The organism is Moorena bouillonii PNG, from assembly GCF_001942495.1.
Taxonomy (GTDB): Bacteria; Cyanobacteriota; Cyanobacteriia; order Cyanobacteriales; family Coleofasciculaceae; genus Moorena; species Moorena bouillonii.
Genome location: NZ_MKZS01000001.1, coordinates 4,485,934 through 4,510,699, shown reverse-complemented (window position 1 = coordinate 4,510,699; position 24,766 = coordinate 4,485,934). Strand labels below are relative to the sequence as shown.

The window sequence follows — 24,766 nt, the reverse complement described above, 5'->3', positions numbered from 1 at the left end:
TCGTCCCCTCGACCACCGAATTGAAGATTTCCTGTCTAACAGCAACTGACAACACAGTTTTGAAGAGGCTTGGACTGGGGAAGTATCCAAGCGTTCGTCCCAAAATTCGGCTCAAATGGTCTAGTCAATCATGGTAGTTGGTTGTCTACCAAGCCCCAACCTACTGCGTTGAGGTTGGGGTTATTGACTTGCTATTGCCCGTGTTTTTCCAAATCCCAAGCTCAAACCAAAACCTTGGTGTGGGATGAGTCTATGGTGTACCTTGGAACTTATCAATAGTGTCAATCGTTCCTAGCACTATTAAAACGTGCTATATATTTTATAGCACTGTTCGACAGTATCATTGTATAAAGATAATTACCACCAACCCTTACCCAATAGGCAATTCCCGTGTTAGAAGCATTCATATTTGCCACAATATTGTGCGGATTTTTCGGCATCATCCTTAAAAAGAACCTGGTTATGAAAATCATCTCTATGGATATCATGAGCACGGGGGTGATTGCCTATTACGTGTTGGTTGCATCCCGAGATGGTTTATTCACACCCATTCTTTCAAACGTCGAAAATAGGGCTTACGCAGATCCAGTTCCCCAGGCAGTGATCTTAACAGCGATTGTGATCGGCTTTTCGATTCAAGCCTTAATGCTAGTAGGTGTTATGAAACTGGCACGGGACAATCCCACCCTGGAAAGCAACGAGATCGAGAAGAATAATACGCCATGAGTACCATTACCATTGCCTGGATTGCCCTACCGCTATTTGTGGGATTCAGCATTTATCTGATCCCCAAACTTGACCGATACCTAGCCCTAGGGGTTGCCATGGTTTCGGTTGAATATGGGACACAGCTATTTCTCACAAAATCGCCATTAACCCTACAGCTGCTGGATAGTTTCGGTGTCACATTACTCGTTGATCAATTAAGCGCCTTTTTTATCTTGACCAATGGGCTAGTAACCGCAGCAGTAATCCTTTACTGTTGGCAAAGTGGTAAAACAGCTTTTTTTTATACCCAGACCATTATCTTACATGGCAGTGTCAATGCCGTATTTATCTGTGCAGATTTCATCAGTTTATACGTAGCATTAGAGGTCATCAGTATTGCTGCGTTTCTGTTGATTGCCTATCCCCGAACCGACCGATCAATTTGGGTAGCCTTGCGCTATCTTTTTGTCAGCAATACAGCCATGCTGTTTTATCTAGTTGGCGCGGTTTTAGTCTATCAGGCACATCATTCCTTTGCCTTTGAAGGGTTGCGCGGAGCACCTCCAGAAGCTCTTGCCCTGATCTTTGTGGCATTGTTAGTCAAGGGGGGAATATTTGTATCAGGATTGTGGTTACCCTTAAGCCACTCCGAATCTGAGAGCCCAGTGTCGGCATTGCTATCGGGAGTTGTGGTTAAAACGGGAGTCTTTCCACTGTTGCGTTGTGCTCTAATTGTCGAGGAAATTGATCCCATCGTCAGGATATTCGGAGTGGGGACAGCGCTTCTGGGAGTAGGCTATGCCGTCTTTGAAAAAGATACTAAGCGTATGCTGGCGTTTCATACAATTTCCCAGTTAGGCTTTATCCTTGCCGCACCAGAAGTAGGGGGCTTTTATGCCCTGACCCACGGCCTGGTGAAAGGGGCGCTCTTTTTAATCGCGGGTGTTTTGCCCAGCCGTAACCTCAAGGAACTGCAACATCAGCCGATTAATACCCAAATCTGGATTGCTCTGGCTATCGCTAGCTTCTCAATTTCCGGCTTTCCCTTGTTGTCCGGCTTTGGGGCGAAGGTGTTGACCATGAAGAATCTAGTGCCCTGGCAAGTTATCGGTATGAATGTTGCAGCCCTAGGAACAGCCATATCCTTTGCGAAATTCATCTTTCTGCCCCATGGGGATAGCAGCCAAGGGAAGGTAAAGCTCGATTTTTGGTTAGCGATGATACTGTTGCTCGGTGGACTGATTGCTGCCAATGGTGTGTACTACCAGGCATATAACTTTGCCAATATTACTAAACCTCTGGTAACTATTGGCCTGGGATGGTTGGCATATTTTTTGATTTTCAAACGATCTGTAATCAAGCTGCCCCGTGTGCTTGAGGAATTTGATCATCTAATTGGGGTGATGAGTCTGATGTTAGTATTACTATTCTGGATGGTGTTTCAACCATGATTGGGCATCTAAATCTAATTTTACGACTGGTTATCTGGTTTTTGCTGACTGCTAATCTAAGTCTGCCAAATATCATCATTGGGATTGCGATCGCATTTTTATTACCGGGACGCCCCAAAACCCCAGAAGCCTTAAAGGATTGGCTGCGGGTGCTCGGTGAAGTGATAGTAGCGATTCCCCAGGCATATATTGAGGCATTTGAAATCATGCTTCGTCCCCATAAGCACGAAGATGTGATCATGGAAGGAGTCAAACCCCAACGGACCCCTGGGCTAATATTCCTGGATATATTCCTGATCACCTTTACACCAAAAACCATTGTGTTGAAATACCACCAAGATGGCAGGTACGAAGTACACCGGGTTAGACGGAGGAAACAACGATGACGCTGATCCTGATTGCCATGATTCTGGCTCTGCTCATCCCCATTTATGAGGCTTGGCAAGATGATGATATTTGGCAAAAAATGTTGGCATTTGCCAGTATTGCCACCAAGACATCAATCATGATCCTAGTGGTATCTGTCTTGCGCGATGATTGGATGATCGGTGTTGTCGGGGTCATCATCCTGAGTGTGGGGAATGCTGGATTAATGTTACTGGCACACGTAATTAAACGAATGAGTGATGTATGATTAATGCACTGAGTTACACTTGCATAGGTGTCGGAATCCTATTCTGGTTTTGGGGAACCTTTCCCCTAATCGGTCACCGATCAGTATTATTCAAGCTGCATAGTCTTTCAGTGGCAGATACCCTCGGCTCGATGAGTATCATCGTCGGGCTGCTCCTGAAGATACCTAGTGAATGGCCGCTGCTGATTCTCGCCATTATCTCCTTGGCGATCTGGAATACAGTGTTGGGATATGTGTTGGCTTACTGTTCCAGTAGTGGGGGTGACAATGACTGATAACTATATCTATGTGATAACCGCCCTACTGCCTTTGTCTGCCTGCATGCTGGTATTTCAGGTCAATCCATACCATGCTCTGGTGATCCGAGGCATACTGGGAGCGGTGGCGGCTTTGGTCTATGCCATGTTTGGGGCAGCGGATGTGGCTTTGACCGAAGCATTAGTCGGTACAATGCTAGCCATTACCCTCTATGCGGTTGCGGTGCGTTCATCCCTAACCATGCGTCTTGGAGTGATCCAAGACTGGAAAGAAGTTGAGGCAGATGGGGAGTCTTTAGGAGACAGCAAGACCAAACCGGATTTTGGGGAACTGATGGATGACTTACGCACAATCCTGAGCAAACACTATATGCGCCTTGAGCTGGTAACCTACCCAGATAGGGAGACCTTGCACCAGGCGTTGATAGAAAAAGAAGTCCATGCTACCTGTACTGAAGATGAGGGATTCCCCTTTGAGCAGGGCGAGAGGGGATTAGCTCTAGGAGCTACCCAGAAGGCATCACCACAGGATGAGCAAGACCAGGTAGCGCAAGAGAATGAAACCCTACTTTATCACACCCAGACCAGGGTTCAACGCCTCTATGAGATTATGCAAAGTGAACTTTCATTATCGGCGACAAGCTTAACTTATCTAAATGTACCAGAGGCAGGGGGAGATCATTAATGAAATGGATTTACATTGCAGCAGGGATAGCGCTGTACGTCAAATTTATGGTTTTGCCCAATCCGGCGGCAGACTTATCAGATCTGTCTATCGTCGAATCCGTTTTCAAAGATACTGGAGTGCCCAATGCGGTTTCGGGTATCATTTTCCGGAATCGGCTCTATGACACCATCTTTGAAGTGGTGGTATTTACGATCGCGATCATGGGAGCTAAATTTCTACTGGCTGATGAAAAGCCGTTCTGCACGATCTATCAATTTACCGATAAACCATCGATTGTTCTAGCCCGTCTGGGAGCGACGATTGCTGCGTTGGTAGGTATCGAGCTGGCGATTCGGGGGCATCTGAGTCCAGGGGGTGGCTTTGCGGCTGGGGTGGCGGGGGGAACCGCAATCGGTCTGGTTGCCATTACCTCATCATTCCAGTGGATGCAGGCAGTCTACAAGCGCTGGCAAGCTGCTAGGTGGGAGAAGGTTTCAGTTCTGATTTTTATTGTACTAGCAGTTATAACGTTGACGGGAGTAGAATTACCCCACGGGGAGTTGCAGACACTGGTCAGCGGTATCGTCATCCCCTTACTCAATATCTTGGTTGCAGTAAAAGTGGCTTTGGGTTCGTGGGCAGTTATTTTGGTTTTCATTCATCATCGGGGATTGCTATGATCGATTACAGCGGTTTTAAATTTGATGAGGTACAAAATTATGGGTTTTAGGGAGCAGCGATCCCCCCTAACCCCCCTTAATAAGGGGGGAAAAGAGCAGGGAACACGAAAAAAATCCTGTGTACCTTATAGTTATGAAAAACGCTGTATTGTTACCTATACCCATTCGCCCACACCCAGTAAGGCAAAGCATGCTGCTTTTCATCTCCTCAGCAGAACTGCTATAGTATGGCGTATTCAAGCTAGTAAGGTACAATCATGATGATACCTCAGATAATTGTACTCTAGCAGTTTTTAGTCTAATGAGGTACATCTTATTTTTTACATTTTGCCTATTTACTATTATCTATTCCCTTTTACGTATTATCTATTCCCTGTTCCCAGATCCGCTGTTCCCTGTTCCCTAAAAAACCCAAAAATTGTACCTCACATAATTAAAAAATGCTATACATATCATCATGGTTAACACAGACACGACCTTAGAAGAAGGTACCAGCCTGACAGTAGAAAGTCGAATCTCCCAAGTGACCGTCTACTCCAACCAGGCAAGGGTGACGCGGCGCACTAAGGTGTCACTGACTGGGCAAGAGCAAGAACTGGTAATCCCTAGGCTACCGATGACCATAGAAACGGAGTCGGTGCGAGCAACAGGGACTGGCACAGGGGTTGTGCGATTATTGGGAGTACGGACAGAAAAAGTCTTTGACTCTGAACCAGTGGTGGAACAAGTTGCTCAATTGAGTGGGCAAATCAAGGAGTTGGAAAAACAAAAACGCCACCTCCAAGACCAGCTGGCCTCAAAGGAGCTAGCACGGAATTTTGTCGAGGCTTTGACTGATAAAGCCGTCCAACACTTTTCCCGCAGTATTGCCCAACAACAGATTGGCGTGCAGGAAACAGATGAATTTCTGAACTTTCTGGAGCAGCGTTACCATGCAGATGCTAGCGCGATCGCTCAACAAGAAGAACAACAGCAAGAGTTACAAAAGCAATTAAATGCTCTCAAAGCTAAGCTACAACAGTTGAAAACTCCCCGTCCCCAGGAGAGCTTGAGCATTATTGTCACCTTAGCAGCAGAGGCGGCGGTGGATTTTGACCTAGAAGTATCCTATGTAGTGAATCGTGCCAGTTGGATACCACTTTACGACTTGCGGACTAACAGCAGTAGCGATCGCATAAATCTGAGCTACCTGGCACAAGTCAAACAAAACACTGGGGAAGATTGGTCCAACGTTAGCCTTACTCTTTCCACTGCTAAGCCTGGACTGGGAACCCTACCCCCTAAGCTCGAACCATGGTACATTCAGGCACTAGACCAACAACCTATCCGAGCTTTGCGAAGGGAAAAGAGTAGGGCAATGTCTAAGTCAATGTCAGAATCATCTCCAGATCAAGACTATGAGGATGAGTTGGAAGCATTGACAACTCGTAGTGCTCCCCAAGCCATGTTAGCAACGGCAGCAGTGGCTGCCCAAACAGTGGTAGCAGTAGTATCGACAGAAGGAGGTGTGGTTACCTTTGAGTTAGATGGTAACAGCAATATTCCCAGTGATGGTTCCCCTCATAAAGTGACTATTTTCAGTGATGAATATCCTAGCAATCCTGAGTATCTTGCCATTCCTCGGCTAGTTAGCTTCGCCTACCTACAAACTGTTGTTACCAATCCTGTTACTGGTGCAACGTTGTTACCAGGCAAAGCGAATATCTTTCGTGATCAAACCTTTGTTGGTACAACTAAGTTGGAGAATATTGCACCAGGACAAGAATTCAGGCTGAACTTAGGGATAGATGAAGGAATTAAAATTGAGCGGGATTTAGTTGAGCGTCAAGTTGATAAGAAATTAATTGGCAATCAGCGCCGCACGACTTATGCCTATCGACTCGTAATTACTAATTTGCAAAGTGAGCAAAAGACTTTGGTAGTAAAAGAACAGTTGCCAGTGAGCCGTGATGAAAAAATCAAAGTGCGGCTGACTCAGACTAATCCCAAAATACAGACCGGTGAGATGGGATTGCTAGAATGGAAACTTGATTTATCACCCCAGGATAAGCAAGAGCTATATTATCAGTTTATCATTGAGCATTCCCCTGAGTTGAAAGTGATTGGTTTGGATATTTAGGGCTCTACCGTACTTGTACATTTTCTTATACTCCACACCCCACACCCCACACCCCACACCCCACACCCCACACCTGAGGTCTTTGTTAAAAACCTACCCCTGTGAGGTCTCCCCCACTCGCGGTCTGCCGTGGTTTCCCCCACTCGCGCTTTGCATGGCTGACAGTGAAAATCTTTGAGCTGACACCAGCCTTTTCCTCTTCGCCAAATCCAGGTGTTCTTTTTCAATGTTTGCTTTGGGCATATTTACCACGACATGGTATGTAAGGAATCCAACGGGTTAAATTTACCTCCCCTGTAAAGATTAGCGCTACCACCATCCATAAACAGGTGGTTAGGTGTCGCCCAGTCAAGCTTGTTGACTGATCCAGGTCTTCAAGGCATTGTAGATATGGGAGTTTTTTTCACAGCAAAAGGAGGATGTGAGTGAAAACCATTCAAAGAATGCTGGCTCAATCTCACTAATGTCAAGTCCTGCAATTCCTCGACCCATAACCATTTGAACACTTTTGACTTCAATTTTTGTCAGTCAACCAGGGCATGCCCCATGCCCAATGAAGTCTGAGGCTCGATCGAATTGGATGGGGTTTGTGACCGAATGGCACTAAGAAGAAATGCTCAAATACTTGTTCAGGAAAAATTTATAATTCATAAAAGCCCTGCAATATAAGCTTTTGAGCAAATTTTAGCTGTCCGGCAAAAGAAGCCCCACACCTCAATGCTACGCCATGAGTGTGGGATTAATTTTGCACCGGGTCTCTTGGAATAGGGAAACGAGCTATCAAGCTTCTTATCAATTCTGACTGAGTCATTTCACGTCGCTGCGCCTCTTGTATTAACTGCCTTTTTTCAAAGTCGGTAATCCTAATTATCAGTTTTTTGTTTTTAATTTTGGATTACTACATGTGTATACACCTGTTATAATTATAGTAGGTCGATAAATAGAATGACTTGCAATGCGGATAGCGTATCAATACAGATTAAAGCCAACAAAAGAGCAAAAAACCAAAATAGACAATTGGCTATCAATGCTTTGTGCTCAGTACAACTATTTGTTGGCGGATAGGTTTACCTGGTACGAGCATAATCGTTGTTCTGTCAATGCTTGTCCTCTTGTTTGTCACCTTCCGGAATTAAGGAACAATCCTGACTATTACAGTCAGAAGAAAACCTTACCAAACCTGAAAAAGACTCATCCTTGGTACAAAGAAATTCATTCTCAAGTGCTTCAGGATGTAGTGAAAAGAGTTAAACTAGCCTTTGACCGATTCATAAAGGGTGACAGTAAGGGAAAACGAAGTGGCAAGCCTAGATTCAAAAAACGGCACCGCTACCGTACCTTTACTTACCCTCAGATGAAGGAAGAATGTCTAGAAGGTAATCTGATCAATCTACCAAAAATAGGAAAGGTAAAGATTGTCCTACATCGCCCTATTCCTGTTCGCGAAGCGTCGGCTACGCCGAATGGATTCAAGATCAAAACAGCTTCGATCACCAAAAAGTGTGATGGTTACTATTTGGTTCTGTCTTTGGAAGACAAGACTGTTCCTGAGATTAAACCCGATATTAATCCAGACTCAATAGTTGGTATTGATGTTGGCCTCAAAGATTTTCTGACTACATCTGAGGGTGAAACCATAGAGATTCCCCAGTACTATAGGAAGTCGCAAAAAAGACTAAAGGTTATTCAAAAACGGGTATCTCGACGGAAAAAGGGAAGCAGTAACAGGCTCAAGGCTATTAAGCAGCTTGGAAAGCAGCACAAAAAAGTAGCGGACAAACGAAAAGACTTCCATTTCAAGACAGCTAATTACTTACTGTCAAAGTATGATGTAGTCGCTCACGAAAAGTTAAACGTCAAAGGACTTGTCTTATCCAGATTGGCTAAATCTGTGTTGGACGCCGGGTGGTCAAGCTTTCTGACAATCCTGACAAACAAAGCCGAAAATGCTGGTTTGTTAGTGGTTCCAGTAAGCGCCCAAAATACTTCGCAGAATTGTTCCAGTTGTGGAAAGAAAGTTCTTAAAAAGCTGCATGTACGGTGGCACGATTGTCCCCATTGTGGTTGTAGTTTGGACAGAGACCACAATGCAGCAATAAATATAAAAAATAGAGCGGAAGGGCAGTCCGTTCTTAAAGCCCAGCGCCTCCTAAGGGATGCCCGGATTGGCTGGGAAGCCTACACTGAACCTGTAAGGTCAGTGTAGGAGCTGTCACTCCCTTAACTTAGTGCCATTAGGTGTATGATCCTAACCACTCCTTTAACTCCATTACCGAAAAGTGCAATCACTAATGGTCAGAAATGACAACAGACTTTGTCTGTAAGTGACAATGACTATTCTTTCCAAAGAAGTTATATTAAAAACATTGAACAAAACCAATGAACTTACACTCACAAGACAAACGTGAAACACTATTTTCTCACACCTAAGTAAGTACCATGAGTCAAGTATTAAAAGAATCTAGTAATTTGTTGACTGCGGATTTAAAAAAACTTAAAATTTTCCTACAAAAGAACTCAGAGGTAGACTTTCGCAAAGCGGATTTGCTTCACACTCCTAATCTCAAAAAATATAAATGGATCAAGTTTAAAGATGAAGATGAAAAAACCAGGGTATTAAATCTACTCAAAGCCTATCAGCGCATGCTGCGGATTGTACCTAAGGGTAGAGAAGATGTTGCCATGATTTTGCTTGAGGGGGGCTTTCAATCTTCGGTACAGATTGTCAACACACCCAAAAAAGCTTTTCTCAAGTTCTTCCAAAGCGATCCCGAACTTGGCAAAAATGTGCTTAAGCGTGCCATTGCTGTACACAAAATCGTCACGCTGCAATATATAGCTCGTGTAGAGCAAGCACAGCCACATGCCCGCGCGGTGTCTCGTCTTTAATCCAAAGATCGACTCCTATTAACACTGCTAATACTTTATACAAGTATTGCTACTCCAATAACCAATATATTTACACGTATAGGTTGTAAACTGTCATGAGCATGCAAAACAATATTCCCAATTATGCCGATTTGTTCGGTAACATTGACTTTAAAGAAGGTGATGATGCCCGCTCCGTGTATTCCCCTGCAGCTTATTTAACTGACTTGCTGCAAATGCTAGATGATGAGTTTGATGATGATAGTGTTGATTTTGATATGCGGCGGAGTGACATCAAAGATATCGATCTTGACGCAGAAAATACTAATACCCTAATTCCCTACCTCGATATCGTTAACGAAGTACTCGAAGGGCAAGTGACTGGTGGCATTTCAGCGCTCAAAAGTGCGGTCTATCCCTTCAACATGCCGTTCTCACTGGATAATGAAAAAATCAAAAATCACCTGCATCACCTGGGTATTTCTGCCCATGAATTGCGTCGCTTGTTTGCCACTGATACTGACTACTACACTGTGGCTCGGGAATATCTGGGTCTATCCCTAGAAGAGTTGGAAGCCCTATTAGAACCGGAAACGGTGACGGAGGATGCAGTCAAAACTGCCTATGGCTATACAGGCGAGAGTTTGATCAGCGATATGTCTACTGTAGCCACCTTTATGGAGACTACGGATTTGACAGCCCAAGAGATGCTGCAATTACTGTACCAGAATCTCTACATTGAACCGTCAAACCATTCCGATGTTGAAGCGGGTCGTCATAATTTTTACATTAATACGGGTATTAGCAGTTCTTCTGGCTATGTCACTCTGAATACCGAAGAGACTGAGCTAGTGTGGTATGACTATGACTCGGAAACTGATACTCAAAGTGATATCAGTACTGTGCCTATGGAGTGGTTTGAACGCACCAGCCGTTTTGTACGGTTAGCTCAGAAAACGGGTCTAAGTTTTACTGATTTGGATCATATTCTGCGCCATTGCTGCAAAGTTGATGGTACTCCCACACTGAATGAAAATACTCTGGTGATTATTGCCCAGGTTGTTTATCTGCACAAGACCCGGTCGCAAGGGATTGATAAAGTGGTCGCCGTGGTTAGTGAGATTGACTTTACCGGCAGAACCAACGAAGATCTACCACAGGACCAGTTCAACCGTATTTTCAACCTGCCCTGTGTATCGGTAAATGAAAAATACCTGCACATCAGCGATGTAATGGGCGACCTACCCGAACAGTATACAGACACCACATATCATACCTACACCCAAATCGACTATTACCCAGACTTGTTCAGCGATGAAAATGATGATTACCGCAAACGTCTGCGCCATAGCTTGGGTTTTACTGATACCGACCTAATTAATATTACCGATCGCCTTGAGTATGAAGAGGTCGCTGATAGCAGTTTGTGGGAAGACACCGAAAACGAATGGCAATTACTAAATGTGCTCTACCGCATTCGCGCCTTGTGCGATGGGCTGGATGTTCATTTTCTCGAACTGTTCACACTCTTCGATCTGCTAGAACAAGACCCCTTTATCAACCGTTTTGACCCCCATACTTACTTTGTTTATAGCGCACCAATTACCCACAAGTGCTTTGAAATCTTTATGGCGGGGTCAGGTGTATACAGCCAAAGCGACCGTGTGATTGTGTACCAGAATCAAAACTATGGAGGGACAAGTCAGGAGTTTGTTCCTGGTGAGTATAACATTTCGGAACTATACGACGGAGTCGGTAACGATACAATAAGTTCGTTGAAGGTACCAAAAGGCTGGACAGTGACTCTGTACCAGCATGCAAACTTCCAAGGTAAAACCAAAACCTTTACTGATGACACCCAATGGGTCGAAACAGATTTCGACGACATTGCTTCAGGTATCGTAGTTAAAGGTTCTACCTCCATCATCAACGACCAGCTTTGGTTATTTGAATCCCTGGTTGTCCTGACCAAGTGGATGAAGGAATTCGGTTATTCGCCAGAAATGCTGTGGAAAATTGTCAATGGCGCACCGATAACTGACAAGGAGGAAGTACAGCAGAAGGAGCAGGACCTCGCCCTTTATAATAATTTGTTACAAAGTTTTAAAGCTGGGGAAATTCGCCCAAATACTTTAAAAGAGGTTCTTGGGGATGAGCGTGCTTCTCACTTTGCTTTCAGCTTAATCAAAGAACACTATGGGGATAAACATGAATATAAACCCAAGCGATGCCGCAAGTCTTCACGGTTCCGTAAGCACATGGCACCGAAGGAACATAAGCACCTCCTGTTCCCCTATAAACGCCGTGAAATACAGGAACTCACTCAAGACTTTATCCAAAAACTGGGGACTATCAGTGACTATGAATTTATTGATTTACAACTTGAGAACAAGCTGATTGAGAAAATTTTCAATAACCTTGTTAATCGCAAAATAATTGATGGTAGTGGAAAAATCTTAACTGAAAACCTCATCCACCACCAGTTACCACCGATAGCAGAGTTTGAGATTGAGTTTGATTTCAGCGATCTTAATCAGAAGGTATTTGACAAATTTTATGAAATTTACCAGGAAGCTGCTGATGCCAGGATAGAAGAAACCGACACCATCGAAGTGCAGGTGTTTAAATCGGATTTAAAAGAACTGGGTCTTACCGAAATCGAAGCCCGAGAACTATACGATAATCTAATTTACAACGGCTACATTGACTCGGAAGGTTATGCCCAGGATGTGTCAATGTTTAGCGACCTTAGTGGTGCTAGCAGCTTTGACTTGACTACAGAACTTGGGGAATTGACTCATCCGGTATACCACCTGCTTAAGCGACAACTGAGTAAATTCAAAGCTAGCAAGGTGAAAATCAGCGAGCAGATTTTTGCCGAGCTTGACTTGAAACCAGTGGCGTTGCAAGACTTGATCGAGAACCTCAAGATGAATCGCTACATTGATGAACATATGTTCGTCAGGGATAAAATGCGTATAGTCGGTGAAAACCCAAGGACTATGGCACTAGCGCTACAGTTTTATCCCCATCGCCAAGAGATATTAAAAGCCTTAAAAGATGCGATCGCTGCTGACAAGGACACCTGGTTAAAGATAGATCGAGTCGAATTAGGTAAAATTGCTGCTACCGCTGTATCGCGCTGGGTATACGAAGACCTACAAGATAGTTACCTGGATGGTAAGGTTTTGCAACCGGGCGCTGGTGCTTTCTTCAAGGAGGAGAGTAACCGCGATCGCTTTAGTCTGCGACCATATTTTGATGTCAGTCAAACTACAATTATTTTCGACCATATTGTAGGTATCATTAACTACGCTGATAATTATCGGCTCAAAGATGAAAACCTTGCCGACCTCCATTTTACTGCTGATGAAATTCGCGGTCTCAAAGAGGTTCTAGAGGAAATCGACGTACTAGATTACAACGGATTGTTGAAGGCAGAACGGTTACCTTTCTTCCTGGTACCAGAAAATGCAGCAACCTTCAGCATACCTGGATTTGAGGATTACGATAAAGAAATTTTCTTCCAATTGTACGATATTGCCAAAGCCATTGATGGTACTGTCAAAGCTGTTGACAAGGCAATGAAAGAATACAGCGATGCCCAGGAGAGTGGCATTCTCGAACAGTTGGAAAGTGTGTTGGGTATCGAAAGGTCAGCGGTAAAAGCTGTGTCCAAGGCGGTGTTTAAAACCGACAATAACCTACATTTCCCTTGGTTACAACCGTTGCTGGAAAACGCTAATGCATTGGGTAGCTTGGATGAAATTCCCGACGATATGCACTACACCCAAGCCGTGAAGCGTATTCGTCAGTTAGCTTTGCTGATTAATAAGGAACAGCTCGATATTAACGAGATTGCAATTTTACTTGAGGATCAGGATCTGGTAGCAAAATTCCCAGAAGACATGATTCTACCGGATGATATTACCTCGGTAGATGCAATTTTGGAAAGTGAGGAGTTTATTTACTTATTTAAAGACGATTACTATTGGATCTACTTGGCCCAAGATTACACGCTAATCGACAAAAAAGAGGTGGTTGCTGGTATAGATGAAGACGATGACCTCATAGACCTGCAAAAGGAAGATGAAGAACTACAAAAACGCCTGAAAGAAGACCCCATCTGCCAGTTATTTGACAAAGAAGAACTGAGCCAGGTAGACGCAGCCTTTATCGATCGCTACGGTACCTGGGTAGTGGTCAGTGGGGATTCGCACTACGTGAAATACGCTCATACTGATGTTTGGGACAAACGCAGTAACCAGTTTGGTCAAGTTGATAACGACTTTGACAACCTGGAAATGATCGACGCGGCTTATGTTGATTCCGAAGGACAACTGTTCTTGTTCGCCAATGACAAATACGTGCGGTATTCAGATATCAACCAGGAGGAGAACGGCAAAGCGCGCATAGTAGATTGGGGCTATCCCAAATCCATTGCCGAAGACTGGAATGATGAGAACCAACCGATTCAACTACCGCCAGCTTGGAACCGCGATTTAGGACCTATGTTCGATGGTTTGGACAACTATTGCTACGCATTTTTAGGCGATCGCTATATCTCTTCAGAAGATGGTACCGTGCGGCCAGTGGCAGAGAAATGGGGACACCGCGAATACAATTTTGGTCAAACCGATCACATTGATGCTACCATGGTTGACCTTGAAGGTAACTACCTATTTTTCTTGGATGAAAAAGTGGTCAAATACCCAGGTAGCATAGAACTAGCAAACTTGCAGCCCGAAGAAGGCTACCCGAAACCCATACACCAGGAATTCATTTCCCTACCGGATGAATTTGTTTTAGGCATCGATGCGGCATTGTACGGTCAAGATGGAAAAACTTATCTATTCCGTGATGACGAATTTGTCAGTATCGACCCCAACGCCGAGAATACCACCAGTGAACTACAAGAAACGCGCAGCAAGTGGGGGATAGTTACCAACCAAATCGCCACCGTAGGTATGGTTGATGCGGCTTTTGTCGGTTTGGACGGTTACACCTATATTTTTTCCGGTGAGCAGTATGTCCGGTATTCTGGCAGCGATTATTCCCAGGTGGACGATGGCTTTCCGCGCAATATCAGTGAAGACTGGGAGGGTTTGACCTCGGTTACAGGTGCGTTTGTTCTAGGTAATAAAACTTACTTATTTGGTGAAAATAACGAGAATACAAACATTTATGTCCGCTATTCTACCCTACGCAAAGATGAGGATGATTACCTGGAAGTAGATGAAGAAGACCCCAATGCTCGCGTAATTGAAACGGTGCTCGCCAACCGCCCGGATGTTGATGAGATCGAAGTCTTTCCGGCCACAGTGGACGACGAATTTTGGAGTTTGCCTGAAAGCATCACGGGAGGTGCTAGCGACTTTCAGATCGATGCGGTTATGAATGGTCCAGATGGTAAAGTCTACTTATTTTACGGAAACGAATATGTGGAACACGACTACGCCAATCGGTGGTGGTCGGAACCAAAAATTCTTTCCGAGCAGTTGAATCGTACTATTACTATTAGCAACATTCATGCTGGTTTTACAGGCATTGACGGCAAAACCTACCTGTTCTACGATTATTCCAATTCCAATAACTACAAGTACCTGCGCTTTTCTGACCCCGAACTCCGTCATTTGGACTATGGCTATCCACGCCCAACTAAAAAGTTCTGGGGTAAAGTACGTAACAATATTGATAAAACGGGCAAAGTTGATGCTGCACTGGTGGTAGAATCCCGGTGGGAGGAACAAGACGATAACGGTCAGTTGGTGGATATGACAGCTATGCATACCTACCTGTTCTCCGGTGACCAGATATTCCGCTATCAGGGGGATGATTACAGTGCTGTTGAACCCGGTTACCCGCGCTCGATTAACCGCCTCCATCAGGAACCACGTTTCCGGGGTTTACAAATTGGCTTCGGCAATGAGCATAGGGATTACAGCAATGGTAAGCAGCGTCACAGAAAATTACCTTTTAAGGGCTTACATGCTTCCTTCCCAAAGGGAATAGATGCTGCCTTTGCCGACCAACGCCAGGTCTACCTGTTTAAAGGCAATAGCTTCCATGTGGTCATTGGTGATGAAGATAACTACAAACAGTACACGGATAGCAATTTTGCCAATATTCAGGCTGTAACTCAGGAGAAAGGTGTGAGCTATGTGCTCAGTAGCAGCAATAACACCTGGCAAAAATTCAATCACCTGGAAGCTACTACACTCACGCAAACCGAGGCAACGCCACGTACTGCCGAAAAAGCTGATGGTAAGCTTACCGATGCGATTGATGCTATCTTACATGGTACTGATGGCAAAAGTTATGTTTTTGGTGGGAACCAATACTACGATGTTGAACTAGAGCGCCGTTTTGCGATCGAAAATGTGTGGGGGCGTTCACGCAACCCGATTTATGACCAAGAAACTATTGATGCCGCCTTTGTTGGTCGTGATGGGGTGACCTATGTATTCTCCGGTGAGTGGTTTGTACAATACGACTCCACAACCTACATAGACCAGACGGTAACCTACCCACCCCGACGCATCCGTGATAAGTGGCGTGATCTAGACAATGTTGCCTTGGCGTATGTTTGGAAGGAAGAAACCTACCTGTTTGAACGACCCAAAGCTGATGGTACTTTCCACTACCTACGTTACAGTAAAGATAGCTACGAGCGTCCAGATCCTGGATATCCCCGTCAAGGCGATTACAGTATGTGGAATATCCCCGAGGATCATCAAAGAGAAGGTTTTGATACCATCGATACGATTTTTGTCCAAGATGACAATCTAATCTTTATCAGCGACCAGAAATTTATCAGCTTTAACCTTAATACGGAAAACTGGAGCTACCCGCAGCCCCTGGAGTTGATATACAGCGGTATTCCCTTTAACAAAACCGATTTCCAAGACCTCAAATCCGGTTTTATTGGTGCAAACGGTACGGCTTATTTCTTCAACCAGCAGTGTTACGTGAGCTACAACAGCACCAATGGCTGGAGCAACGTTTCCTACATCAAAGACCATTGGGGCTTACAGAACAATATTCTCAGCAACAGTGTCAGTGCTGCCTGGGTTAGTGGGGATGGTGTGACTTACCTGTTTGCCGGGAATTCCTATGTACGCTATTCCGGTGCCGACTACCGTTACGTGGATGAGGCCTACCCAAAAGAAATTGCCACTTATCTACGCAGCGAACCCGCCTTTGAATTTATGAGTAAGGAGTTCCAACAGCATCTGGATGCATTAGAGGAAAGATATAGCACTAGCACCACTTCTTTTGATTTCTTTAACGGTTTGCTTGATAATGGGCGCTGTCTGTATTTCTTTACTAGTGACACCTTGTTTACCGGTAGCCCCAACAGATATGTGGCATACGAAATTGACGGTATTGGTCACATCGAAAATTACTTTACCCTAGGTGGTTATATCGATGCCGCTTTCGTTGACACTGAAAATGAAAAAACTTATTTGTTCTCAGGGGAACAATATATTCGCTACACTGGCGATCGCTATCGTTATATTGATGAAGGCTACCCGAAAATTATTGCCGAAAGTCTGGCTGAAGATTTGGGTATTGACAGTTTGGACGAAGACTATCGCAACGGGATTGACGCAGCATTATACCACAACGAGCTCGGCTTGGTGTTATTTAACGAGCAAAAATACCTTAACGTGACCGATGATGGCACAAATAGCAGCAGTACCGAAGGTAATATTAATGACATCTGGGGACTGCTCGATAATGCCTTCACCAGCGGCGACTCCACTATAGATGGGGCTTACGTAGACGAGCACGGTGCTCTGCATGTATTCAAGGATGAGCAGTTTGTGCGCTACAGCGATACCGCCGAACTATTTGACCTCAACCGCTACGATGAACCGCGCTACGTAGATGAGGAATACCCACGCAAAATCGAAGAAATATGGCCCCAACTCGATAGTAGTATCCTTACTACTGATGCTGGTGTTGGCACGGTGTTTAAATTTGAAGATCAGATCTACTTCCATACCGAAGACAATTTTGTTACCTACAATCTAGACCTCACTGACCAATACGAACAGAAGCCAGTGCAACTATTGGCTTACCGGTGGGGCGAATGGTCCGACTACTTGTTGAGCGATGTACATACCATTAGCCGCTTTAAAGACTTAGGACAACGCTTTATGGGTGGCGAACTGACCTTGACAGAACTGGTCAGTGGTGCTAAAGGAGAAGTGAAAGAACCCTACATGCACTTCGCCGCAATCTTTGGGTTTGAGAAAGAAGACGTGCGCTGGGTCAAACAGCGTAATGCCTTCCTAGCAGAACAAGTGAATGCGATTGAAGAAGATTTTGACCTGGAACTAGTACTACGCTTGTACGATATCCTTGCCACCACCCAACGCCTACGGGTGGATGTATCGGAATTGTATAACGATGTTTGGCTTAATCTTTATGGTAGCACTACAGATTACAGTGCTGCTGCGACTGGTGCCTATGATCTACTGGTGGGGGTTGACTGTGATAACAATTACGAAACCCTGGTTACGCAAATTACTAATGAGTTAAATACCATCAAGCGTGATGCGCTGGTGCCCTATGTAATTGCCAAGGATAGTGATGTTACTACTACCCGCCAGCTTTATCAAAAGCTACTGATTGATATTCAGATGGATAGCAGTGCCGAAACTTCCCGTATCAAGGAAGCGACGGCTGCTATCCAATTGTATTTGCATCGCTATTTTCTCAATTTGGAAGATATTGACCTCAACACAAGCGACCAGGAAGCTACCCGTTTGGCGCTGAAAGAACGCTGGGAATGGCTACGTAATTATCGCGTATGGGAGGCGAACCGCAAGGTTTTCTTATACCCAGAAAACTACATTCGTCCAGAACTGCGCGATAGCGATATGAAAACTTCTGGTTTCAAAGCACTTGAGGCAAGCTTATCACAAGGTCAACTTACTGAAACCAGCATCGAAGAAGCTTACTTAAACTATCTCGACAGTTTTACGGAGGTCTCTCAACTAAAAATAGCTGGGGGTTATGTATATGACGATAGCAGTTCGGAAACCGGCGATCAAAAACTGGTACTTTTTGGTCACACCCGGACTGACCCGATGCGTTATTTCTATCGCTTTGCTACCTTTGTTGGGGGTGATAGCGCTGCTGCCATCTGGGAACCCTGGGAAGAACTAGACATCAAGATTGAGGCTACCCGCGTAGAGCCAGTGTTTGCCTTTAACCGCGTATTTGTATTTTGGGCGGTATTGGAGGAAAATTTGGAAGACCCGTCCTCAGCCACCATCACCACCGAAGACGAAAATGACACTGAACAAACGGTATCCTCGTCGGGCAACACTCACCAAGAAGTGAAGGTCTACTACTCCTTCTACAATCTCAATAAGCGCTGGACGCAACCCCAACTACTCCAAACTACCTTTGAAGGAAGTGAATTAGAAGAATTCGATGATTTTGATGCTTCCAATCCCTTCTACATACTTGGGCTGAAGAGCACTACGCATATCTCTAAGGTGGGTTTGTTTGTCGAGAACTCCACCAAGTTAAGCCAGAACGAGACGGAGCATGACGATTACGAAAACATCTACATCAGCGTGCGCTTCTATCTAAATCAAACTTTATCCTTAGAGAGCTTGGGAAGACAAATATATGAGAAAGAAAGTGGTCCCCATTACAAGGCCTTTAACCTGACCCGCGAACTTTACTCCCAGGAAGCCGATCCCCTAATGTTTGAAGACCAGGGACAGGAATTGTTCAAAGAGTTGTTCGAGGACGAGGGTAATATCGAACAAGATAACGTAGTGATGTTGAACAACAGTAGCAACTCCATGGATGGTCCCTGGTTTGCTTATAACCACAAGGGTTGTGGCTTTTTGGTGAAACCAGATGCAATCTCCCTCGACAGTGATACGGATCTGACTACTGGGGTAAGTGACCTTCCAAGTCTTTCCAATTCCAACATCTCATTAGAAGGGGATACAACTATAACGGCTGCAGTACAGGTGTATGATGGGGGGGATATTTACTATTTCCTATCAGATCAGACCTACGTCAAAGTCTCAGCGGATGGTACCGTCTCAGAACAAGCAGCCATCAACAGCCGCTGGGGTATAGTTGATAGCCCAACCAATATGCAAATCACTGGTCATGTTGATTCGGCCTATGTCATTGACAATCAAATTTATCTAAGGCTAGATGGGGATATTTACGAATATACCGGTTCTTTGAGCACCTTGGTGACGAGCACCTATGAAGCAACTGACATGCCAGATGGCTGGAGTAGTATTGATGCCGCTTTTACCAATGAGAACGGTGTAAACTTCTGGTTTAATAATGATTTGGGTCTTGTATACCGCAGCGACACCAACAGTACAAAATCAATTCGTACCACTTTTGGTCTACCCGAAGGCGAGACGGGATTATTCAGTGGCCTTAGTGCTGCCGCCGTTTTTAACGATAAGTTACACCTGATTAACAATGGCAATAACAACAATGGCAATTACACCGTGTACGCCTTAGGTGAGAGCAGTTCCCAACAAACCGACACCAATGTTCAAACCGTTTTGAATATCATGTTAGAAGGTGTAACTGAGCAAATAATCGAGTTACCAGAAGCTCGACTGAATGACAAGGCGATCGCAATAATGGTGATTGACGGTGATGGTCTGTGGATTAAGAGTTTAGAGAACAACTATATAGTAGAACAAAACAGTCTACAGGACTTAGTGCCTAGTCCTTTCGACGAATCTGAACAGGACCAAGACTGGACTTCTGGTCTCAATTATACTGACACCAATGGTAATTCGTATTACCTAGCTTTTTACAGCACACACAGCGGTATTACCAAAGATAACAGCATTGCTAAAGCTTGGAGCAAAGATGCAAGTGGCAGCAACTACCAGGTGATAGATTTTGGCAACGATAGCAATTTGGATACATCCACCCTCTACGACACCGGAGTTAACGTCACTGGAGCTTTTACCACTGCCGGTGGTTATATTGTCATAATCACCGATCACACTACTTATCACCTGTTCGACAATAGTCTACAGCCAGCAGAAATTCTTACCAAGCTCAGCGATGATACTTACTCCGGAAACCTGAGCGATCTTAACCTGCCGGTGTATCTGAACACCACCTTTAACAATGTATGGCTGGACAATAAAGTCGATGCCGCCTTTATTGGTACAGGAGATTTAGGTACTCAAGACGCATTGTACCTGTTCTGCGGTAACCAATATTTGTGCTTTACTCAAGAAAATGGGAGCTTTTCAAGCTCAGCAGACTACTCCGAAACGCTGAATACTAACACTGAGGGCTTTCCACAGTGGAGCCAAATTGATGCTGCTTTCACTTCACCTGGTGATGGTGTTTCTTACTTTTTTAACAATAGCAATCAATTGTACTATAGCAGTGCCACTCAGCAAGCCTACACCACGATTGATGTTTGGGGTGTAGAGTCACGTACGACCTTGCAAACCGAACAGCAAGTAGATGCTGCTTACGTATTTGGCGATTATCTATATTTAATTGTTAACACTGATAGTGGTACCGAATACTATCGCTACGCCCTGGAAAGTAGTGCCAATGACGGGGTACTGGATACGGTTCCCGATTACATCGAAGATGAATATCCCAAAACCTATGCCGATACCAACAGTAATATCGATGCTGCTTTTGTAATCAACAATTATGTTTATCTGTTCTCCGGCACAGAATACTATCGTCTCGAAGAAAATGATCCCATTGAACTAGGAAGTGCTTCCCAGATTTTGGGTAGTTGGGGTAATCTTCCTTCAGAGATTCGTGATTCCGGTCTCTCTGCATCCCTAAACCATGTCGATGGGAACATTGAAACTCTGTACCTGATAAAAGGTAATGCCTACATCAAGTACGAAATGAGTAATGATGAGCAAGCTCAGCCTTACGAAATCAAGGACGTGAAGTATGAGTTAATTCGCCTCACTTCCAGCACTGCGGAACAACTCAACCAACTGCTGTTTGCCGATGGTATTGATGAACTGTTGAAACTGTCAACTCAGGAAATTAACGAATCCCCCACCATTACGATTGATGGGGATTCTACGCCTTATAATATCAAGATGAGCGCAGACAAGTTCAGCACGGAGCCAACCAACAGTCATCTTGACTTTAACAGTGCCAACGGCATTTATTATTGGGAAGTGTTCTTCCATGCTCCTTTCCTGATTGCACAAACCCTTAATACGGAACAGCAATTTGAGTATGCCAAGGAGTGGTACGAATATATTTTCGACCCCACCGAAACCTCAGATTACTGGAAGTTCTTGCCCTTCCTGGCTGCTGACCCGGATGCACTAATGGCCAGTTTGTCCTATGATATGGACGAATTTGTAACTTTGTTCAATGAAGGAACTGAAGAAGGAACTGTAAACGTAAATGAAATAGACGGTGTAAGCGCAAGCGAAGTAGAGTCCACTGTATCAAATGCTAGTGATGTAGTGGAAAGTATGGCTACTGTACTAGCACCTTTTCAAGAAGTGTTCTTGGGGCTAGTGAACCAAGACTTATATGAAAAAAGTTCTGGTAAATATTTGGCCGAAATTGAAAGCTGGCAAGAATTCTCAGAATTGAATACGGTAATATCAAACCTTAGTTCATATCTGAGTAATGGTAATATTACTGCATCTACAAGTGATAGTGAATTACTCAATACTTGGGTAAGCGAAATGCAGGAAGTGATGGAAATCCTCAAAAAGCTCGACTTCCGCATCGACTTAATGAGTAACTACAACGCTCAGCTTACTGTGTACCTCGAAGACCCCTTCGACCCCCATGCCATTGCTGACCTGCGTCCCCTTGCTTATCGCAAAGCCATTGTCATGCGCTATATCGATAACTTGCTTGACTGGGGGGACATGCTGTTCCGTCAGTACACCCGCGAAAGCATTAATGAAGCGCGTATGCTTTACATCCTTGCCTACGACCTTTTGGGTGAAAAACCGGAGAATATGGGTCGTGTGGTGTTGGAACCCACCCAGAGCTATAACAGTTTATACACAGACGAACATGGTAATCAGGTAGAACCGTCGGAGGCCTACGATTTTCTAATTGACCTGGAAAACAGCACCACTGACGGCATGGTAAATGAACAAAGTCTGAGTTTTGCGGCCACTCAGTTCGATACCGTCACCAATCCCTATTTCTTTATTAAAGAAAATGAACTGTTTACAGAATACTGGACGCGGGTGGAAGACCGACTTGGTAAAATCCGTGCCAGCCTGAATATTGATGGTGTAGCCCAACCGTTACCGTTGTTCCAGCCCCCAATCGATCCCATGGCTCTAGTAAATGCGGCTGCCAGTGGGGGTGGTATAACTGCTGCCACAATGGCTGCTGCTGGTGCAGCAAGTGTGCCAGATTACCGCTTCAGTTCAATGATGGCCAAAGCTCGCGATTTGGTTAGCAAGCTCAAAAGCTTCAGTGACAACCTGCTCTCAGTCCTGGAGAAGAAAGACTCGGAAGAACTCAGCTTGATGCAAAACAAACAGAGCGCGATGATTTTGGACATAGTTACCTCCTTGAAAAAAGAACAAATCAAGGAAGCAAAAGAATCCCTCGCGAACCTCAAGGAAACCAAAAACAGTGCCATAGCTCAGATAAATCACTACGAAAACCTAATCTCTGATGGGTATCTGCGAGAAGAGAAATACCAACTCGATCTGATGATGAGTGCTGCCATAATGCATCAAGTAATCTCCCTGGGTCAGATTGCCAGTGGTTTGTCCTACGTTGCACCGCAAATTACCTTAGGTGCCTTTAGTTTCGGGGCTACTGCTGGTGGGAAAAACGTCGGCGATATGATGACTCGATTTGGCGAAGCGGTTCAGACCACTGCTGAAGGTCTTAGCATGTTCGGCGAAATGTCCGGGGTGGCCGCCCAGTTTAAACGTTCTAAGCAAGAGTGGGAGTTGCAGAAAGAGATGGCTGCCAGCGAAGCGATCCAGCTCGACTATCAAATTGCAGCCCAAGAACACCGGATCAAAATGTCAGAAATCGAATTGCTCCAGCATGAGAAGGACATTGAAAATAACGAAGTTATTACCAAGTTCATGAAGAGTAAGTTTTCCAATATGCAGCTCTATAGCTGGATGAGCAGCAAAATCTCCGGTTTATTCTTCCAGACTTTTAAATTAGCCCACGATTACGCCAAAAAAGCCGAGCAAGCCTTTATTTTTGAAAAAGGTATTAAGGCGGGTGAAGTTAACTATATCAATGGCATGTACTGGGAAAACCAGTATCAAGGTCTGCTGTCAGGATCCACACTGGAACTGGATCTCGATCGCATGGAAAAAGCTTATGGCTCAATGGACAGTCGTCGTCTGGAAATAACCAAGAATATTTCACTGTTGGAAATGGACCCCCTGGCGTTGTTGCAACTAAAAACCAAAGGTTCCTGCACCTTCCGCTTGAGTGAGGAGTTGTTTGATTACGATTTCCCCGGTCATTACAACCGCCAAATCAAAGCTGTTTCTCTGGCTTTTAATGTTGGCGAAGGTCAGAAGGTAAATGCTACCCTAACCCAGCTCAGCAGTAAACTGGTTATGGATACCGATATCAAAGCGGTGAAACACCTGATGGATCCCGCTAACGAGGCAACTGCCAATGTGCGTGCAGATTGGCGAGCCAATCAGCAGGTGGCTCTGTCCCATGTGGACCAGTATACCGAGAACAGCGGTATGTTTGAGTTAAACTTTGGTGATGAACGCTATCTACCTTTTGAAGGTACTGGTGCTGTTTCTAACTGGAACTTGGAACTAAATGGTAAGAAAGGCGATTACAATCCAAAGGATTTGCTTGATGTCACAATTAAGCTACGTTACACCGCCAAACAAGGTGGTAGCCGCTTTGCTAACGAAGTCAAAGGTGTGCTCAAGCCCTATAATGCTACCAGCTTCTTTGACCTGGCTTATAATTTCACCGATGAGTGGGCTGCTTTGACCGAAGGCGAAACCAATGAAGTGAACATCACCTTTACTCAGGATATGTTCCCCAATATGAGTAGCAGCAAAATTATTGGGTTGTTGATTCGCTATGAATACAAAAACGGTCAGGGTGGGGCGTTCTTTACCATCAATGACGATTTACAAGTGCCGAATAACACCTATCTACAACCAACTACTCTCAGTGTTGGTCAAAAGGGCAGTGAGTGGAAATTTACTGTCAAGGGCGATGCTAGCACTTTGCAGAATGCGGAGATGGTATTGGTTTACAAGGCGAAGATTTAAAGTAATAAGTAATAAGTAATAAGTAATAAGCTCGTAGGGTGCTGTGACACTATGCTTGATTGTAAACGATCAATACCGGTTTTCGTGTCAGGCACCAACCAAGGTCTTGTGAAAAT

General features: G+C 44.6%; 11 protein-coding genes. All 11 read left to right on the top strand.

What is annotated here, in order from left to right; genetic code table 11:
• Positions 1 to 390: 390 nt before the first annotated feature.
• The 11 genes from BJP37_RS18280 (at position 391) to BJP37_RS18220 (ending at position 24,650) form a co-directional block, all read left to right on the top strand.
• Positions 391 to 726 carry a cation:proton antiporter subunit C gene (locus BJP37_RS18280; RefSeq protein WP_070391112.1) on the top strand — a complete coding sequence of 112 codons (336 nt, stop codon included), beginning with the start codon at positions 391 to 393 and terminating at the stop codon, positions 724 to 726.
• A complete protein-coding gene (locus BJP37_RS18275; RefSeq protein WP_075900858.1) occupies positions 723 to 2,159 on the top strand; it encodes a cation:proton antiporter in 1,437 nt (478 codons plus the stop codon). Before BJP37_RS18280 ends, BJP37_RS18275 begins: the two co-directional genes overlap by 4 nt.
• Entirely contained in the window at positions 2,156 to 2,545 is a 390-nt protein-coding gene (locus tag BJP37_RS18270) for a Na+/H+ antiporter subunit E (protein WP_075900856.1), read from the top strand. Before BJP37_RS18275 ends, BJP37_RS18270 begins: the two co-directional genes overlap by 4 nt.
• On the top strand, positions 2,542 to 2,793 hold the full coding sequence (locus BJP37_RS18265; RefSeq protein ID WP_075900854.1) for a hypothetical protein: 252 nt from the start codon (positions 2,542 to 2,544) through the stop codon (positions 2,791 to 2,793). The genes BJP37_RS18270 and BJP37_RS18265 overlap by 4 nt, the downstream gene beginning before the upstream one ends.
• Positions 2,790 to 3,068, top strand: coding sequence for a monovalent cation/H(+) antiporter subunit G (locus tag BJP37_RS18260; RefSeq protein ID WP_008189907.1), 279 nt, complete (start codon positions 2,790 to 2,792; stop codon positions 3,066 to 3,068). Before BJP37_RS18265 ends, BJP37_RS18260 begins: the two co-directional genes overlap by 4 nt.
• A complete protein-coding gene (locus BJP37_RS18255; protein ID WP_075900852.1) occupies positions 3,061 to 3,735 on the top strand; it encodes a DUF4040 domain-containing protein in 675 nt (224 codons plus the stop codon). Before BJP37_RS18260 ends, BJP37_RS18255 begins: the two co-directional genes overlap by 8 nt.
• Complete coding sequence (locus BJP37_RS18250; RefSeq protein WP_075900850.1) at positions 3,735 to 4,397, top strand: Na(+)/H(+) antiporter subunit B; 663 nt, start codon at positions 3,735 to 3,737, stop codon at positions 4,395 to 4,397. Before BJP37_RS18255 ends, BJP37_RS18250 begins: the two co-directional genes overlap by 1 nt.
• A gap of 457 nt (positions 4,398 to 4,854) precedes the next feature.
• Entirely contained in the window at positions 4,855 to 6,516 is a 1,662-nt protein-coding gene (locus tag BJP37_RS18240) for a mucoidy inhibitor MuiA family protein (RefSeq protein ID WP_075900846.1), read from the top strand.
• 955 nt (positions 6,517 to 7,471) lie between these two features.
• Complete coding sequence (locus BJP37_RS18230; protein WP_075900844.1) at positions 7,472 to 8,722, top strand: RNA-guided endonuclease InsQ/TnpB family protein; 1,251 nt, start codon at positions 7,472 to 7,474, stop codon at positions 8,720 to 8,722.
• Positions 8,723 to 8,955: 233 nt separating this feature from the next.
• Positions 8,956 to 9,405 (top strand): hypothetical protein, encoded by a 450-nt coding sequence (locus tag BJP37_RS18225; protein ID WP_075900842.1) that lies wholly within the window; start codon positions 8,956 to 8,958, stop codon positions 9,403 to 9,405.
• Positions 9,406 to 9,500: 95 nt separating this feature from the next.
• A complete protein-coding gene (locus BJP37_RS18220) occupies positions 9,501 to 24,650 on the top strand; it encodes a Tc toxin subunit A-related protein (protein WP_081431242.1) in 15,150 nt (5,049 codons plus the stop codon).
• Positions 24,651 to 24,766: the final 116 nt, after the last annotated feature.